This window comes from Brachybacterium aquaticum (genome assembly GCF_014204755.1).
Lineage (GTDB): Bacteria > Actinomycetota > Actinomycetes > Actinomycetales > Dermabacteraceae > Brachybacterium > Brachybacterium aquaticum.
On record NZ_JACHLZ010000001.1, the window covers coordinates 3,370,346 to 3,387,555 of the forward strand.

At 72.7% G+C, this 17,210-nt stretch carries 15 protein-coding genes; 9 read left to right on the forward strand and 6 right to left on the reverse strand.

What is annotated here, in order from left to right; all coding sequences use genetic code 11:
* Window positions 1–23: 23 nt before the first annotated feature.
* Window positions 24–896 carry a formate dehydrogenase accessory sulfurtransferase FdhD gene (gene fdhD, locus HNR70_RS15190; RefSeq protein ID WP_184326395.1) on the forward strand — a complete coding sequence of 291 codons (873 nt, stop codon included), beginning with the start codon at window positions 24–26 and terminating at the stop codon, window positions 894–896.
* Window positions 897–902: 6 nt separating this feature from the next.
* Here the strand turns inward: fdhD and HNR70_RS15195 are convergent, their stop codons facing one another.
* On the reverse strand, window positions 903–1,862 hold the full coding sequence (locus HNR70_RS15195) for a sugar-binding transcriptional regulator (RefSeq protein WP_312857695.1): 960 nt from the start codon (window positions 1,860–1,862) through the stop codon (window positions 903–905).
* 191 nt (window positions 1,863–2,053) lie between these two features.
* Between HNR70_RS15195 and HNR70_RS15200 the strand changes: the two genes are divergently transcribed.
* The 4 genes from HNR70_RS15200 (at window position 2,054) to putP (ending at window position 8,193) form a co-directional block, all read left to right on the forward strand.
* The gene (locus HNR70_RS15200) at window positions 2,054–3,796 is read left to right on the forward strand and encodes a glycerol-3-phosphate dehydrogenase/oxidase (protein WP_184326396.1); all 1,743 of its coding nucleotides are present in this window, start codon (window positions 2,054–2,056) and stop codon (window positions 3,794–3,796) included.
* A 262-nt stretch (window positions 3,797–4,058) separates the two neighbouring features.
* The gene (locus HNR70_RS15205) at window positions 4,059–4,778 is read left to right on the forward strand and encodes an MIP/aquaporin family protein (protein WP_184326732.1); all 720 of its coding nucleotides are present in this window, start codon (window positions 4,059–4,061) and stop codon (window positions 4,776–4,778) included.
* A 106-nt stretch (window positions 4,779–4,884) separates the two neighbouring features.
* On the forward strand, window positions 4,885–6,429 hold the full coding sequence (gene glpK / locus HNR70_RS15210) for a glycerol kinase GlpK (protein ID WP_184326397.1): 1,545 nt from the start codon (window positions 4,885–4,887) through the stop codon (window positions 6,427–6,429).
* Between the two features lie 222 nt (window positions 6,430–6,651).
* The gene (putP, locus tag HNR70_RS15215; RefSeq protein WP_184326398.1) at window positions 6,652–8,193 is read left to right on the forward strand and encodes a sodium/proline symporter PutP; all 1,542 of its coding nucleotides are present in this window, start codon (window positions 6,652–6,654) and stop codon (window positions 8,191–8,193) included.
* Window positions 8,194–8,371: 178 nt separating this feature from the next.
* On the opposite strand, the gene HNR70_RS15220 is transcribed toward putP, so the two are convergent.
* The 3 genes from HNR70_RS15220 to HNR70_RS15230 all read right to left on the reverse strand — a co-directional run bounded on the left by HNR70_RS15220 (window position 8,372) and on the right by HNR70_RS15230 (window position 11,567).
* Window positions 8,372–9,247 (reverse strand): SMP-30/gluconolactonase/LRE family protein, encoded by an 876-nt coding sequence (locus tag HNR70_RS15220; RefSeq protein WP_184326399.1) that lies wholly within the window; start codon window positions 9,245–9,247, stop codon window positions 8,372–8,374.
* A gap of 111 nt (window positions 9,248–9,358) precedes the next feature.
* Window positions 9,359–10,810: an MFS transporter gene (locus tag HNR70_RS15225; protein WP_184326400.1), complete on the reverse strand. Its 1,452-nt coding sequence runs from the start codon at window positions 10,808–10,810 to the stop codon at window positions 9,359–9,361.
* A 256-nt stretch (window positions 10,811–11,066) separates the two neighbouring features.
* Entirely contained in the window at window positions 11,067–11,567 is a 501-nt protein-coding gene (locus HNR70_RS15230) for an NUDIX domain-containing protein (protein ID WP_184326401.1), read from the reverse strand.
* A 123-nt stretch (window positions 11,568–11,690) separates the two neighbouring features.
* Between HNR70_RS15230 and HNR70_RS15235 the strand changes: the two genes are divergently transcribed.
* Window positions 11,691–12,287, forward strand: a complete 597-nt coding sequence (locus tag HNR70_RS15235; RefSeq protein WP_184326402.1) for a hypothetical protein — start codon at window positions 11,691–11,693, stop codon at window positions 12,285–12,287.
* Window positions 12,284–12,943, forward strand: coding sequence for an RES family NAD+ phosphorylase (locus tag HNR70_RS15240; protein WP_184326403.1), 660 nt, complete (start codon window positions 12,284–12,286; stop codon window positions 12,941–12,943). Before HNR70_RS15235 ends, HNR70_RS15240 begins: the two co-directional genes overlap by 4 nt.
* Before the next feature lie 22 nt (window positions 12,944–12,965).
* Here the strand turns inward: HNR70_RS15240 and HNR70_RS15245 are convergent, their stop codons facing one another.
* Window positions 12,966–15,086, reverse strand: coding sequence for a 5-oxoprolinase subunit B/C family protein (locus HNR70_RS15245; RefSeq protein WP_312857696.1), 2,121 nt, complete (start codon window positions 15,084–15,086; stop codon window positions 12,966–12,968).
* Entirely contained in the window at window positions 15,083–15,853 is a 771-nt protein-coding gene (locus HNR70_RS15250) for a LamB/YcsF family protein (protein WP_184326404.1), read from the reverse strand. Before HNR70_RS15250 ends, HNR70_RS15245 begins: the two co-directional genes overlap by 4 nt.
* A 112-nt stretch (window positions 15,854–15,965) precedes the next feature.
* Between HNR70_RS15250 and HNR70_RS15255 the strand changes: the two genes are divergently transcribed.
* Window positions 15,966–16,889 carry a hypothetical protein gene (locus HNR70_RS15255; RefSeq protein ID WP_184326405.1) on the forward strand — a complete coding sequence of 308 codons (924 nt, stop codon included), beginning with the start codon at window positions 15,966–15,968 and terminating at the stop codon, window positions 16,887–16,889.
* Window positions 16,889–17,203 (forward strand): immunity protein CdiI family protein, encoded by a 315-nt coding sequence (locus HNR70_RS15260; protein ID WP_512698833.1) that lies wholly within the window; start codon window positions 16,889–16,891, stop codon window positions 17,201–17,203. The genes HNR70_RS15255 and HNR70_RS15260 overlap by 1 nt, the downstream gene beginning before the upstream one ends.
* The last annotated feature ends 7 nt before the right edge of the window (window positions 17,204–17,210 follow it).

Consider the following 17,210-nt stretch of genomic DNA (forward strand, 5'->3'; position numbering starts at 1 on the left):
GGTGAGCGGACTATCCTCGAGGGATGGGCAGGGTCACCGACAGCACGCGGATCCGCACCGTCCGGGTGCGGGAGGGACGGCTGTACGCCGGGCGCAAGAGCGACCACGTCGCCGTCGAGGAGCCGCTGGACATCCGCCTGAACGGCCAGCAGCTCTCGCTCACGATGCGCACCCCCGGCAACGACGTCGAGCTCATCCACGGCTTCCTCCACGGCGAGGGCATCATCCGCGACCGCGAGGACATCTCCGAGGCCCGCTACTGCGACGGCGCGGTGGTCGACGAGGGCAACGGCTTCGCACAGAACACCTACAACGTCATGGACTTCACGACCACCCGGCCGCAGCTGCTGCCGCTGGTCACGAAGAACTTCACCACCACCTCCGCATGCGGGGTGTGCGGCTCCGAGAGCATCGACGCGGTGCGGCAGAAGAGCCGCTACACCCTCATGCAGACCTGGACCGTCACCCCGCAGATCGTCCTCGCCGCCGCCCGGGCGCTCTCCGACCAGCAGGCCGTGTTCGCCCGCACCGGGGGAGTGCACGCCGCCGCGCTCGTGGACCTCGAGGGGAACCTGCTGGTGGTGCGCGAGGACGTGGGCCGGCACAACGCCGTGGACAAGGTGATCGGCTGGGCGCTGCTCGAAGACCGCCTCCCGTTGCGCGACTGCTTCCTGCTCGTCTCCTCCCGCGCAAGCTTCGAGATCACCCAGAAGGCGTACATGGCCGGCATCCCGATGCTCGCCTGCGTGTCCGCCGCCAGCTCCCTCGCCGTCGACACCGCCGAGGAGTTCGGGATGACGCTGCTGGGCTTCACCCGCGCCGGCGAGCACGGCGACGGCCGGATGAACCTCTACACCCACCCCGAGCGGATCGACCTCGCCGCCGCCGAGCGGTGAGCACCCTCATCGCAGCGCGAGCAGGCTCGCGGCCGTGATCTCGTCGACGACCACGTCGGTCGCGACCCCCGCGCGCAGCGCCGCCCGCAGCGGCAGCGCCTTGCGCGAGCCGGAGGCGACCAGCAGGCGCCGAGGGATCCGGGTGAGCTGATCGGGGGAGACCCCGGAGCCGCGGGCGTTCATCGTGATGTCGCGGAAGCTGCCGTCGGCCCGCAGGAACACCGTGCACACGTCCCCCACCGCCCCGTCGGCTCGCAGGGACTGCAGGTCCGCGGGGGTGAGGTAGTTGTGGGTGTAGAGGTGGCTGGGCACCTCGGCATCGAAGGCGCCCACGCTGAACACGGCCAGCGTGGTCTGGTGCTGGGTCTCGCGCACCCGCTGCACCGAGCGCTCGCGCCACATCGCCTCCCGGGTCTCCGCGTAGTCGAAGAACGCCGGGACCGGGAACTGGTGCACCGCCGCGTCCCAGCGGTTCGCGGCCCGGGCGAGCACGGTCGAGACGTAGGTGAGCCCGGAGCCCTCGACGTTGATCGCCCCGTTCAGCTGCACGATCCGCAGCCCGGGAACGGGGCGCGGGCGGATGGCGGCGAGCAGTGCGGCGAGCGTCGTGCCCCAGGCCAGCCCGAGCGTGGTGCCCGGCTCCAGCATCTCGTCCAGCAGCGCCGCGCCGCGCTCGACGACCACCTGCAGCCGCTCGCGCTCGCCGTCCTCCGGGCCCGTCGCCACCACGTGCACCCGCACCCCGTAGCGCGAGGCGATCCGCCGGCGCAGCTCCTCGACCCGGTGCGCCCCGGGTGGTCGCAGGGTGATCGTCACCAGCCCCGCCGCGCGGGCCTCGCGCAGCATCCGGGAGACCGTCGAGCGGGAGACCTTCAGGGTCGAGGCGATCGACTCCATCGTCAGCCCGTCGTCGTAGTACATCCGTGCAGCCTCGTAGAGCGCTGCGGGGCGTGATCCGAGATTCACGACACCAGTCTTGCACGTTCGTGCATCGCATTTGCTCGTCGCTGCGCATGCCGTTCACGATGTGCGTATGCGGATGCCCGTCGGGGCACCCGCAGGGATACACACGGCGGTGGCCCCACGGCTCCGCCCTCCAGACGGCGCCGCACCCCTGCCCGGGCGACGTCTCGACGACATGACGAAGGAGCGTGTTCGTGTCCGAACCGCAGCGGTCCGCCCTCACTCCCGCAGCCCGTGACGAGCACCTGGCGCGCCTGCGCGCCGCCACGGCGCAGACCCCCCTGGACGTGCTCGTGGTCGGCGGCGGGGTCAACGGCGCCGGCGCCGCCTTCGACGCCGCGACCCGCGGCCTCTCCGTCGGCCTCGTCGAGACCCGCGATTGGGCCTCCGGCACCTCCTCCCGCTCCTCCAAGCTCATGCACGGCGGCCTGCGCTACCTGCAGATGCTCGACTTCAAGCTCGTCGCCGAGGCGCTGCGCGAGCGGGACCTGCTGATCCAGCACACCGCCCCGCACCTCGTGAAGCCGATCAGCTTCGTCTTCCCCTTCTTCCGCAAGGTGATCGACCGCGGCTTCATCGGCTCCGGCGTGATGCTCTACGACGCCATGCAGTCCGTGGGCCGCAAGCGCGCCGTCCCCTTCCACCGCCACCTCCTGCACGGGAAGATGCTCGAGGTGTTCCCGGCCCTGGACGGCGAGAAGGCTGTGGGGGCGCTCGAGTACTACGACGCGCAGATGGACGACGCCCGCTTCGTGCTGATGCTGGTGCGCTCCGCCGCCCAGCACGACGCTGCGGTCGCGAACTACACCACCGTGGTCGACTACCTCCACGAGGGCCCGCGCGTGATCGGCGTGCGCGTGCGCGACGAGGAGAGCGGCGAGGAGTTCGACGTCCACGCCCGCGAGACCATCCTCGCCGGTGGAGTGTGGACCCAGGAGCAGCAGGAGCTCGCCGGGGCCGATGCGGGCCTCGAGGTCCTCGCCTCCAAGGGCATCCACATCACCGTCGCCCGTGAGCGCATCCCCGCCGCCCCGGACACCGGCATCATCACCCAGACCGAGAAGTCGGTGCTGTTCATCATCCCCTGGGACGAGTACTGGGTCATCGGCACCACAGATACCCCCTGGACCCAGGACCCCCGCGATGTCGGGGCCACCTCGGACGACATCGACTACGTGCTCGAGCACGCCAACGCCGTGCTCGCCGACGACCTCAGCCGGGACGACGTCATCGGCGTCTACTCCGGCCTGCGCCCGCTGCTGCAGCCGGTGAAGAAGGGGTCGGACAAGGGCTCCACGAAGGTCTCCCGCGAGCACACCGTGATGGAGGTCGAGCCCGGCCTCACCGCGATCGCCGGCGGCAAGTACACCACCTACCGGGTGATGGCCGAGGACGTCGTCGACTTCGCCCTGAAGGACTCCCAGCCCGGTCGCCCGAGCCTCACCCGCACGGTGCCGGTGATCGGCGCGCAGGGCTACGAGGCGCTGAAGCGCGACAAGCACGAGATCGCGCGCCGCCACGGCTGGGACGAGACCCGCGTGGACCGGCTCCTGTTCCGCTACGGCGCCCTGCTCACCGACGTGCTCGCCCTCGCGGACGAGGACGACTCGCTCGCCAACCCGCTCGAGCACGCCCCGCGCTACCTGCGCGCCGAGGCGCTCTACGCGGTGCGCGCTGAGGGCGCACGGCACCTGGCCGACGTGCTCGAGCGCCGCACCCGGCTGGACTACGAGACCCGGGACCGCGGCGTTGCCGCGGCCGAGGAGGTCGCCGCGCTCGTCGGCCCCGAGCTGGGCTGGGACGAGGCGACCCGCGAGCGCGAGGTCGCGGCCTACCGCGAGTACATCGCGGCCCGGCTCGAGGGAGAGACCACGCACAGCGACGAGCAGGTCGCCGCGCGTCTGGACGGGATCGCGGAGGTGCCGAGGACCCGTTGATCGTCGGTGCGCCTGGGAACGATCCCGGGGCGCACCGGGGACGCGCACCGTGCGCGTCCCCGGCGGCCCCGACGGCGGGGCCGCGAAGGGCAGCACCAGGATCCGCGCCGGGATCCGCGCTCTCTCCGAGCGGCAGGACATCCCGGAGCCCTCCCCATGCGGCGTCCCCGTCCCGGGACCGCCGCTCCCCAGAGGTCCTGGGCGGCACCGGAGACCGCTGCGCATCGACGCGCAGCAGTGAAGGAGAGAACGCATGGGCACTATCGGAACGATCTTCCTCTCGGAGATCGCGGGCACGGCGATGCTCACCCTGCTGGGTGGCGGCGTCGTCGCGAACGTGATCCTCGGGAAGACCAAGGGCAACGGCGGCGGCTGGCTGCTCATCAACATCGGCTGGGGTCTCGCGGTCTTCGCGGGCGTGTGGGTCGCGTTCCTCACCGGCGCGCACCTGAACCCGGCCGTCACCTTCGGCCTGCTGGCCAACGGCGCCTCCGAGTACGGCCCCGGGATCCCGGTGACCGCCGGCACCACCGTCGCCTACCTGCTCGCGGAGCTCATCGGCGCCTTCCTCGGTGCGGTGCTCGCGTGGATGACCTACAAGAACCACTACGACCAGGAGACCGACGCCGGCACCATCCTGGGAACCTTCTCGACCGGTCCGGAGATCCGCTCATACGGCTGGAACCTCGTCACCGAGATCATCGCGACCTTCGTGCTCGTGTACGTGATCATCATGTTCGGCAACACCCCGCACCAGCTCGGCCCGCTCGCGGTCGCCCTGCTCGTGGTCGGTATCGGCGCCAGCCTCGGCGGGCCCACCGGCTACGCCATCAACCCCGCCCGTGACCTCGGGCCCCGCATCGCGCACGCGATCCTGCCGATCCCGCACAAGGGCAGCAGCGACTGGGGATACTCGTGGGTGCCGATCGTCGGCCCCCTGATCGGCGGCGTCCTCGCCGGCCTCGCGGCGCTGGCCTTCTGACCTCCACCCCTGCCCGGGCGGGGTCGTCGGCCGACGGTCCCCGCCCGGGCCCCCGACGGCGCGACGACGCGCCGCCACTCTCGATCCATCACACGAAGGAGTTCCGATGAACGACGAGACCATGTACATCATGTCCATCGACCAGGGCACGACCTCGACCCGCGCGATCATCTTCGACCACGCCGGGCAGATCGTCGCGACCGGCCAGAAGGAGCACGAGCAGATCTTCCCGAAGTCCGGCTGGGTCGAGCACGACCCGATGGAGATCTGGAAGAACACCCGCGACGTGGTGGGCCAGGCGCTCGTGGGCGCCGAGATCAACCGTCACCAGCTCGCGGGCGTGGGCATCACCAACCAGCGCGAGACCGCGGTGGTGTGGGACCGCACCACCGGCGAGCCGGTGTACAACGCGATCGTCTGGCAGGACACCCGCACCCAGAAGATCTGCGACGAGCTCGCCGGGGACGAGGGGGCGGACAAGTACAAGGAGCGTGTGGGCCTGCCGCTGGCGACCTACTTCTCCGGCCCCAAGGTCAAGTGGATCCTCGACAACGTCGAGGGCGCCCGCGAGAAGGCCGAGGCCGGTGACCTGCTCTTCGGCAACACCGATGCCTGGCTGGTGTGGAACATGACCGGCGGCGTCGACGGCGGCGTCCACGTCACCGACGTCACCAACGCCTCCCGCACCATGCTCATGAACATCGACACCCTCGACTGGAACGAGGACATCGCGAAGGACATGGGCATCCCGCTGTCCATGCTCCCCGAGATCCGCTCCTCCTCCGAGGTGTATGGCACGGGCCGCAAGCAGGGCCTGCTCATCGACACCCCGATCGCCGGCATCCTCGGCGACCAGCAGGCCGCGACCTTCGGCCAGGCCTGCTTCGAGGTGGGCATGGGCAAGAACACCTACGGCACCGGCAACTTCATGCTGGTCAACACCGGTGAGGAGCTGGTGCGCAGCGAGAACGGGCTGCTCACCACCGTCGCGTACAAGATCGGCAACAACAAGCCGGTCTACGCGCTCGAGGGCTCGGTGGCGGTCACCGGCTCGCTCGTGCAGTGGGTGCGCGACAACCTCGGCATCATCTCCTCCGCCCCCGAGATCGAGGACCTCGCCAAGCAGGTCGACGACAACGGCGGACTGTTCATCGTCCCGGCGTTCTCGGGCCTGTTCGCCCCGCACTGGCGCTCCGACGCCCGCGGCGTGATGGTCGGCATGACCCGCTTCCACAACAAGAACCACATCGCCCGCGCGGCGCTGGAGGCCACGGCCTTCCAGTCCCGCGAGGTGCTGGACGCGATGGTCGCCGACGCGGCGAGCGACGGCGTCGAGCTCACCGAGCTCAAGGTCGACGGCGGCATGGTCATGAACGAGACCCTCATGCAGTTCCAGGCCGACATCCTCGGCGTGCCCGTGGTGCGCCCGAAGGTCATCGAGACCACCGCGCTCGGCGCCGCCTACGCCGCCGGCATCGCGGTGGGCTTCTGGGACGGCGAGCAGGACGTCATCGACAACTGGGCCGAGGACAAGCGTTGGGAGCCCCAGATGGACGAGGAGACCCGCGACCGCTACATGCGCCTGTGGAAGAAGGCCGTCGAGCGCACCCTGGACTGGGTCGACGACGACACCGAGGCGCTGTTCGGCTGACATCGCCGACCGCGCGGCAGGGCTCCCGGAGGGGGCGGAGCGCGTGAGTGGGGTCACAGGGGCGTAGGGTTCTCCCCATCCGGAGACAGCGCCGCCTGTACGGTGGCGCGTCGACTGCACCTGTCCCGATCCCCGTCCGCTCTCCCTTCCCCCGGGGCCCTGCCGCTCCTCACGCCGGACCCCGTCCCGGAGAGCCACTTCCTCGAGAACGGAGCTCCTGCCATGGAACTTGCCTTCAAAATCATCGCGCTGGTCGTGTACTTCGGCGCCATGATCGGCATCGGCCTGTACGCCTTCCGCAAGACCACGGACGGCGAGGACTACATGCTCGGCGGCCGCCAGCTGCACCCCTTCGTCGCCGCGCTCTCCGCCGGCGCCTCGGACATGTCCGGCTGGCTGCTGATGGGCCTGCCCGGCGCGCTGTACATGAGCGGCCTGGTCGAGGCGTGGATCGCCGTCGGCCTCACCGTGGGTGCCGCGCTGAACTGGGTCTTCGTCGCCCCGCGCCTGCGTCAGTACACGCAGATCGCCGGCAACGCGATCACCGTGCCGAGCTTCTTCGGCAACCGCCTCCATGACCGCAGCAACGTGCTGCGCATCGCCGCGGGCCTGATCATCCTGGTGTTCTTCACCTTCTACGTCTCCTCCGGCATGGTCGCCGGCGGCGTGTTCTTCCAGTCGATGTTCGGCGGCCCCTACCTCACCGGCATGCTCCTGGTGGGCGGCGTGACCATCCTGTACACCCTGTTCGGCGGCTTCCTCGGCGCCAGCTACACCGATGTCGTCCAGGGCCTGATCATGCTGGTCTCCCTCATCGTCGTCCCGATCACCGCGATGGTCGTCGTGGGCGGCCCCGCGGCGATGTTCGCCTCCGTGCGCGAGGTCGACCCCACCTTCGGCTCGATGGTCGCCGGCGGCACCTGGGTCGGCATCGTCTCGGCGCTCGCGTGGGGCCTCGGCTACTTCGGACAGCCGCACATCATCGTGCGCTTCATGGCGCTGCGCTCCTCGCGCGATGCCAAGTACGGCACCGTCGTCGGCATGAGCTGGATGATCCTGTGCGTGCTCGGCGCCGTGTTCACCGCCATGGCGGGCCTTGCCTACTTCCAGCAGAACCAGGACCAGCAGCTCACCGACACCGTCAACGGAGAGTCCGTGTTCCTGGACCTCGCCCAGATCCTGTTCCACCCGCTGATCGCCGGCATCCTGCTCGCCGCGGTGCTCGCCGCGATCATGTCCACCATCTCCTCCCAGCTGATCGTCACCAGCTCCGCGCTGATCGAGGACATCGTGGGCGGCTTCGGCGTGAAGCTAGGCGCCGTCCAGAAGCTCTGGGGCGGCCGCATCGGCGTGCTCGTCGTCTCGGTCATCTCCGTGCTGCTGGCGCTGGACCCGGAGAGTTCCGTGCTCGCCCTGGTCGCCTTCGCCTGGGCCGGCTTCGGCTCCGCCTTCGGACCGATCATCCTGCTGTCCCTGTTCTGGCGCCGCCTGACCGCCGCCGGCGCGGCCGTGGGCATGGTCGCCGGCGCCGTGGTCGCCTTCGTCTGGGGCCAGTTCCAGCCCGACGTCGACTGGGGCTGGTTCGGCGGGGAGCACCTCTACGAGATCATCCCCGGCTTCCTCATCTGCCTCGTGCTCGCCGTGGTGGTCAGCCTGTTCACCCCGCAGCCGGACAAGAAGGCCATGGAGGAGTTCGACGACATGGTCGACTCGCTCGCCACCGGCGAGGCCCGGGACCGCTCGGCGGAGGCCGCCTCGGCCTGATCCTGAGCGAGGGCAGCCCCGGCTCGGCGTGCGCAGTGCACTGCGGAGGGTCGGGATTGCACACTCTGCGCTCCTGGCGCGACGTCACCGGCCATATGGCTGTGAGGTCACGCCAGGAGCGCATTCTTTGCAGGCGACGGTGCGAAGTGGGCGGAGAGAGGCGTCCGCCACGGCGCGTTCAGCCCTCCTCGTCCCCGTCCTCGGGGTCGCCGAACAGCAGCTCCTCCGTCGCACCCGTCACCCCGGGCTGCACGGAGAACAGCGAGCCGGCCGCGGGATCCTCACCGTCGGGGAGGTTCTCCCGGCTGGTGGTGATGTACAGCGTCGCGAGGTCCGCGCCGCCGAAGGTGCAGGCAGTGACCTGGCGGGCGCCCACCTCGACCTTCTCCGCGACGCGGCCGCCCGCATCGAGGCCCAGCACCTGCCCGCCGCCGTACATCGCCACCCACACGTTGCCCTCCGCGTCCAGGCACAGCCCGTCGGGATGGCCCTCCTCCGCGGTGAGGTCCGCGAAGGGGCGCCGGCCGGAGAAGCCGGACTCGGCCGACCAGTCCATGACGTCGACGCGCCCCGTCGGGGTGTCGACGAAGAACGCGGAGGCGCCGTCGGCCGCGAAGGCGAGACCGTTGGAGATCGTGAGGTCCCCGAACTCGATCCCGGTAGTGCCGTCGGGGAGCAGGCGCCACATCGACGCAGCGCCCGGGCGCTGGTCATAGGTCATGGAGCCGCAGTAGAACGAACCGTCCGGTGCGACGGCGCCCTCGTTCATGCGCACGTCCTCGTCCCACAGCGGGGGGAGGCGGCGGATCGAGCCATCGGCGTCCTCCAGGGCGAAGCACTTCTCCAGCGCCAGCACCGCGCCGCCGCCATGAGCAGGGCGCACGCAGGCCACGACCGCGCCGGGCGTGGGCAGCCGGCGCGCGGACCCGTCGGGACGCAGCTGCAGCATGTCGCCCTCGAGCATGTCCACCCAGCGCAGCCCGCCCCAGGTCTCGGACCAGTACGGACCCTCGCCGTGGTGGGCGAGCGAATCGGTGATGCGGTCGGCGTGCATGGGCCCTCCCGGGGTCGTGTGCGAGTCCCCGGCGCGCGGTCGCCGGTGGTGCCACGGTACGGGGTGCGCACCGATGGTGCGTGGTACTCCTGCCGACGAGCCGCCCCGCCCTTACTCCGCCAGCGCCTTCCCCCGCTGCTCCGGCAGCGTGAACGCCGCCGCGGACGCGATCGCGAAGGCCAGCGCGAACACCACGAACGCCAGCACCTGACCGCCGGAGACCACGAGCACCGGCACCAGGAACGGGGCGATGATCGAGGCGAGGCGGCCGAAGGCGGCGGCCGCGCCGGTGCCGGTGCCGCGCACCGCGGTCGGGTACAGCTCCGGCCCGATCGCGTAGAGCGCGCCCCAGGCGCCGAGGTTGAAGAAGCTGAGGAAACACCCCGCCACGAGGATCGTCGCCTCGGAGTCGGCCATGCCGTAGCCGATCGCGGACAGGGCGGAGCCGGCGAGGAAGATCGTCAGCGTCCAGCGCCGGCCCAGCACCTCGATCAGCCACGCCGCGGCGGCGTAGCCGGGCAGCTGGGCGAGGGTGATGATCAGCGTGAAGGTGAAGGACTGGGTGAGGGTGAAACCGCGGTCCACCAGCAGCGTCGGGATCCAGATGAACGCGCCGTAGTAGGCGAGGTTGATGCAGAACCACACCGCCCACAGCCCGGCCGTGCGGGCACGCAGGCCCGCGGACCAGATGCCGCCGGTCGCCTCGACCCGGTCGGCCTCGGGGACGACGCCGACCTCGTCGGCCGCGACGCGCCCGTCCCCGTCGGCCGCAACCGCCACGGCAGTAGCACCGGACGCGCCGGCGGCGGACCCGTCGGCCGACGCCGCCTGCGGCTCCTCGATCCCGGCGCTCGCCTCGAAGTCGCGCACGATCCGCTCGGCCTCGTCGTGGCGGCCCTTCTTCTCCAGGAACCGCACCGATTCGGGCATCCCGAGCCGCACCACGATCGAGTAGGCGGCCGGGATCATGCCGAGCGCCAGCGCCCAGCGCCAGCCGGCCGGCCCCGAGGTCGCGACGAACGTGCCGATCACGGCGGCGAGGATCCAGCCCAGCGCCCAGAACGCCTCGAGCCACACCACCACGCGGCCGCGGATGCGGGCGGGGGCGAACTCGCTGACCAGGGTGGAGGCCACCGGAAGCTCGGCGCCGAGGCCGAGACCCACCACGAAGCGCAGTGCGATCAGCACGCCCACGCCCATCGCGAGCGCGGAGGCGCCGGTCGCGAGGCCGTAGATCAGCAGGGTGAGGGCGAAGACGCTGCGCCTGCCGATCCGGTCGGCGAGCAGGCCGCCCACGGTCGCGCCGATCGCCATGCCGGCGAACCCGGCGGAGGCGATGAGGGAGCCGTCGGACTTGTCGATGCCCCAGTGCACGGTCAGCGCCGCGATGACGAAGGAGATCAGACCCACGTCCATCGCGTCCAGCGCCCAGCCGATGCCGGAGGCGCCGAGCAGCTTGCCGTGCTTGCGCGTGAACGGCAGCCGGTCCAGGCGCTGGGAGCGGGTGAGGGGGCGATCGATCGGGGTGGCCGACGACTCGGGGAGAGCGGGGGAGGGGCTCATGGGGACCTCCGGCGGTGGGGGCAGGGTGGGCACATCATGGCGCACGCCCGCACGCACGTCATGCGACGCCGGTCACACTCGTCGGCCGACGGGGGCTCCCGGCGGTCGGACTCCCGACCGACACTCCTGGTCAGTCTGAGAAAAAGCCCTGAGGTCTCGGAATCATCTCGGATTGTGCGAGGGTCCGTGTCGTCTCAGCCGACGGGACGGGTCGGCCGACGGGACGGGGCGGTCGACGGGGCAGCGAGGGAACCAGTCAGCCGACGGGACGGGGCGGGTGCGAGAACATGTCGACCTCCGCTTCGCCGCGCAGCACCGCGAGGGCGCGCCGGGCGCGGGAGGCGCCCCAGGCGGAGAGCATGTCCGCCTGTGACTCGGCGATGAGCGCCCAGTCGTCCAGCTCCGAGGCCTGCGGCACGATCCGCGCCTCGAGCTCGGCGCGCGGGATGACCCCGGCATCGAACAGGAAGTGCACGCCCATCGGGGCGGAGTGCACGGGGCTCGAAGGCAGCCAGTCCACAGCGAGCAGCCGCCCAACCTCGACGTCGAGCCCGAGCTCCTCCATGACCTCGCGTTGGGCGCAGGCGCGGGCGTCTTCGCCGGGGTCCACGCCGCCGCCGGGCAGCAGCCAGTGCGCACGGTAGTTCGGCTTCTCGATGACGAAGCGGCCGTCCTCGTCCCGCAGGATCACGGCTCCGGAGGTGATGACCTTGGGGAGGGTGGCGAAATAGGCGGGGTCGGGCAGCAGTCGCGGCATGGCCTCATCGTGTCACCGTGCGGTGGCATGCGACCAACCGGTTCCGCGGGACCGGGCGAGGCGTGCCGGATGAGCGCTTCGCAGCCATGGTGATACGGTCATGCCCGCCGTATCATGGAGTGCATGAGCAGTGCGACCATGGATCCGGCCGGGGAGCTCGCTCGCGCCCTGCACCGCCGAGGGGACCCGATGAGCGCGAGCGCGTTCCTCGAGGTCCTCGGGGAAGTGGTCGGCGGCTCCACGGCACCCCTCACGGCAGGGGAGCGGGACTTCCTGCTCACCCACGCGGGCCTCAACGAGCAGGACCTCAGCGAGCAGGGACGGGCCGCGACGCAGCTGGGACTGGCGCGGGAGCGGTTCACCCTCGACGCCGCAGCCCTCGACGGTGCCCTGTCGACGGGCGAGGTCGCCGCGCTCCTCGGACGCGCCGAGGCCAACGTGCGAAGGTCCCGCCTCGTCGGCGACCTCTACGCCCCGAACCCCGGTGACCCGGCCGGGCTGCGGTTCCCGCGCTGGCAGTTCACGGCCGACGGGCGCGTGGTACCGGGGCTGCGCCGGATCCTCCCCGCCTTCCCGCGGGACACCCATCCGCTGGCGATCGGCCGATTCATGACGCAGGCCCAGGAGGAGCTGGAGGGCATGAGCCCGGTCGACTGGCTGGCCGGTGATGGCCCGGTGGAGCCTGTCCTCGCCCTGGTCGAGGACCTGGGGTACCTGTGAGCCCCTCGCTCCCGAAGGCGCCCCGCTCGCCGAAGGCGCCGCTGCGGCTGGGCCCGAAGGATGTCGTCGCATGGCGGGCGCCGCTGTGGCGGATCCATGCGATCGTGGGTCCGCACTCGGTGGCCTGGAACGAGCTGCGGGCGTTCGGGCCGGTCTCGACATGCCGGTGGGATCCGCACCCGGAGCCGCGCCGTCTGCATACCGCCGACGGTTCCCCGTTCAGAGGGCTGACTCCGGCGGTCGCCTATGCCGCAGCAGATCCCGACACCGCGTTCGTCGAGGTGTCCCAGAGCGGCATCATCACCCTGTCACCGGACCGGGCCCTCACGGCATGGGAGCCGACGAGCCCGCTGGAACTGCTGGACCTCACCGGCAGCGACTTCCTGATGCGCAACGGTGCGACCGACGCGCTGCTGTCGGCCCCGCGGTCGACGTGCCGAGCCTGGGCCAGGGCGATCTGGGAGCAGCTCGGGAACTCGATCAGCGGGCTGCTGACCCGCTCCACGTGGACCGGTGATCCCGTCATCGTCCTGTTCCCGATGGCGGCTGGTAAGTTCCCCGCGGCCCCGGCGTTCACCCGCAGCCTGGACCACCCCGATGTCGCGACCCTCGCGCGCCGCGCGGGCGGCCGCTTCGGCTGGTCCGTGCATCTCTAGACGGCATCATCGCCGGACGGCTTCATCCCCGCACGGCATCGGAGCTCGCGGCATCGCAGTCCGCGGCGTCCGTGAAGCGCAGCGCGGTGCCCGCCGCCGCCTGGGCGAGGGCGTCGAGGCCGGCGCGCGTGACGACCGCGATCACCGGATAGCCGCCGGTGGTGGGGTGGTCGGGGCCGAACACGACGGGCAGGCCCGAGGGCGGGATCTGCACGGCCCCGGGCAGCATCGGCTCGCTCGGCACGCCGGCGGCACCGTCCGGGACGGGCAGCGGCGGACCGTCCAGCCGCACGCCCACCCGGTCCGAGTCGGGGCGCACCGTCCACTCGGCCGCGAGGAACGCGGCGACCGCCGCCGCACCGAGCAGAGCGTCGCGCGGGCCGAGGCGGACGGGGACCAGGAGGGGTGCGCTGGGCGCGCCGGGGTCGGCTGTGTCGGCTGTGTCGCTGTCGTGCGCGTCGACGGCGTGCTCGCCGGTGATCTCGGCGGGCGGCGGCACCGCGTCCAGCCCGTGCTCCGACCCGACCAGCAGCACATCGCCCACCTGCAGCGGCGCGGGGCCGAGCCCGGAGAGCGTGTCGCGGCAGCGGGCGCCGAGCACCAGGGTGTCGGGGTCGGCCGCGGTCTCGCCGTCGCGGCGGATCCCGGCGACCCCACCGCGCACCGCGAGGACCAGCCGAAGCCCGGCTGCGGCGGGCCCGACCTCGAGCCGGTCCCCGGGATCCAGGGCGATCGCGCGCTCCCGGGCGTCCTCGGAGGCGAGGTCGACCGGGCCGACCTCCTCGTCGGCCCGTTCCACCGTGAGCGGTGCGAGCGCGCCGGAGATGGCGACGACGGTGGGCGCGGTGACCCGCAGCGCGAGCGGCCCGGCGACGGTCTCGAGCACGGCGGCGCCGGAGGGGTTGCCGACGGCGAGGTTCGCCCGGCTCAGCGCGCCGCGGTCGAAGGCGCCCGACGGGCTCACCCCGATCGCGGCCCGGCCCGGTCGGCCGCCGTCCTCGAGCAGGGTCAGCGGGCCCGGAGCGAGGACCTCGAGCGCCGGGCGGGCCTCGGAGGCGGGCCCGGTAGTGGGCTCGGAGGTGGGCGCAGCCCCCGATGCGGTGGCGGGCCTGGCCGCGGTGCCCGTGGACTCGCCGCGCCGCGCGCGCAGCGACGACACGGCCCGCTCGGGCATCGCCCCCGCCTGCAGGGCGCGTGCCTGCACGGCGCGGGCCTGGACCGCGGCCGCTTCCCGTGCGCGCTGGAGCGCGAGCGCCGGGGCGGACTGTGCGAAGGCGGAGGAGGGGAACGGCGCCCCGGCCCGGGGCGGGGTCGCGCGGGTGAGGGCGCGCTGGGGCGCGAAGTGCACGCGCGTCCCGGGGGTGAGTAGGGCGGGAGGGTCGCGTCGGACGTCGAACAGCGCCGCGTCGCTGCGCCCGATCAGCTGCCACCCGCCGGGGGAGGGGCGCGGGTAGATGCCGCAGTACCCTGCGGCGAGGCCGACGGCGCCCGCGGGCACAGCGGTGCGCGGCTCCGCGCGGCGCGGCACCTCCCAGGGCGGAAGGGCGGGGACGGGCGGGGCACCCGCGCCGGCGCGGCCGACGTCCCCGTTCGACCCGCCCGCGTCGCGATCATGAGGGGCGGCACCGGGCTCCGCCACCGGCAGCAGGTACGCGAACCCCGGTGCGAAGCCGCCGAAAGCCGCCTCCCACACCGTCCCGGAATGGGCGCTGATCAGGGCGTCCGTACTCATGCCGAGCAGGTCAGCGACCTCGCCGAGGTCCTCGCCGTCGTACACGATCCCGACGCTCACCTCGCCCACCTCGCCATGCGCATCCTCCGCGGCGGGCAGGTGCGCGAGCAGCGCGGCGAAGCGCTGCGGGTCGCGGCCCGAGGCACCGCGCAGCAGCAGCGTCCGCTCCGCCGGGACCAGGTCCGCCAGGTGCGCGGGGGCGAGGGCGCGCACCGCCGCGGCGGCTGCGAGGACGGCGGCGGGATCCGGGTACTCGGCCAGCAGGGCGGTCTTCCCAGCGCGGTGGACGGCGAGGGGAGCTGGGAGCAGGGAGGTGCCGGCACGACCATCGAGCGCCCGGTGCACGCCGGGCGTCTCGTCCGCGCCGCGCGCCCCGGGTGCTCCGATCGCTTCGACGCCGGCCTCGTTCACAGCGCCGCCCGCAGCTCCACGCCCGCACTCTCGAGCCGCGCGCGGATTGTGCGCGCGAGCGCCACGGCGCCGGGGGTGTCCCCGTGCAGGCAGAGCGACCGGACCGGGAGGTCCACCCAGGACCCGTCGGCCGCCCGCACCCCCTGCGCGGTCGCGATCGAGAGCGCCTGTTCGGCCACCGCGACCGGATCGGTGAGCACTGCACCCGGCATCCGGCGCGGGGTGAGGGTGCCGTCGGGCAGATACGCGCGGTCGGCGAAGCCCTCGAGCACCACCGCGATCCCCGCCTCCTGGGCGAGACGCACCACCACGGACCCCGGCGCGGCGAGCAGCGGCAGACCCCCGCCGAGCTCCACGAGCGCCCGCACCACCGCCGCGGCCTGCGCCTCGTGGTGCGCGAGCGCGTTGTACAGCGCGCCGTGGGGCTTCACCCCGGCCACCACCGCATCCTCTGCCCCTGCCATCGCTTGCAGTGCTCCGACCTGCACGATCACCTGGTCGGTGAGGTCTCCGGGGGCGATGTCCAGGAACCGTCGGCCGAAGCCCTGCAGATCCGGGTAGGCGACGTGTGCGGTGATCGCGACCCCGCGCGCGGCGGCGGCGCGGCAGGCGCGGCGCATGGTCCCGCCGTCCCCGGCGTGCCCGCCGCAGGCGACGTTCGCGGTGGTGACGACCTGCAGCATCGCGTCGTCGTCGCCCAGCGTCCAGCTCCCGAAGCCCTCGGCGAGGTCGGCGTTCAGGTCCAGCAGCGGCGCGGCGGCGGTCATTCCGAAAGGCTCCTTCGCACGGTGGTGGTCGCCCCATTGTCCGCCCCCGAGCACGGGGCCGGCGGCGTGCGCCGCGCTCCGGGCGGTCGCCCCCGACGCTAGGGTCGAGACCATGACCCCGCCCCCTGCCGACCCTGCCCCGACCGCGCGCGAGGACATCACGGCCGCGGACGACGTGCTCGCCCGCGCCACCGGAGGCGAGCCGGAGCTGCTGCTCACCCTCACCGACGAGCAGATCGCGGGGCTCGACGGCGAGGAGCGTCGGCAGTTCGTCGCCGAGCCCTGGCTCGAGAGCCGTTCCGAGGTGCGGGCCGAGGTCGCCGAGGCGGGGCTGCGGGCGCTGCTGGCCGCGGAGCGGGTGCGCGAGCTGGTCGACCCCACCACCGGGCGGCGGCGCTGGCAGGCCGAGCCGGAGATCGTCGGCTGCCTGTTGCTGCGCCGCACCGCGCCCACCTTCACCACCGCCGAGCGGACCGTGCAGACCCCGCACGGCCCCGAGGTGCAGCGCCTGCACCACTACGTCCATCCCGGCGGTGTGCTCGAGGAGGAGGTCACCCCCTCCGGCCTGCACCGCTTCACGCCCCTGCGTCCCGAGCAGGCCGCGGCGCGGCTCGCGGTGGTGGTCGATCGCGAGGGCGCGGCGGAGGTGCCTGCGGGCGGCCCGTCGGGCGACGGGGGAGCGGCCGACGGGGGCGCGGCCGACGGGGGCGCGGCCGACGGGGACCGCGGAGCCGAGGAGCGCAGCGGGACTGCCCGCAAGGAGACCGTGCGGACGGAGTCCGTGCGCGTCCGCGGCTCGGAGCTCGCCGCCGGGCATCCCCTCGCCGCGCGCCTCGCCGCCGCACAGGCGCTCGTGGTGCTCACCTCCGTGCGGGCCGACGACGGCGCGGTCCGCCAAGTCAGCGTCGCGACCTGCGAGGACGAGGTGCTGCTCATGGAGGCCGAGGACCCCGCAGCCGCGGACCCGCCCCTGCGCATCAGGTCGCTGGACTCAGGAGATGTGCGCGCACTCGCCGTCGAGATCCTCGGTGTCTGATGAGCGGCCATCGACGTAGCCCCCGCCCTGCAGGACCGCGCCGCGTCCGGCTCATGAACGACTACGGCGCCGGCTGGCCGCTGTGGGACGAGGAGGGCGGGACCGGGCCGAGGGACTGGGTCCTCTCGCCCGCTCTCGAGGAACGACTCCTCGCCTGGGCGGCGAACTTCGATGCCCACTTCGTCCACGAGCACGGATTCCCCACCGAGGAGATGGCGGTGAAGCACCGTGCCGAGGGCGAGGCGCTGCTGCCGTGGCTGCGCCGGGAGCTCGGCGAGGGCTACGAGGTGGTCGCCGACTTCTGGGAGGCGTGACGGCGCG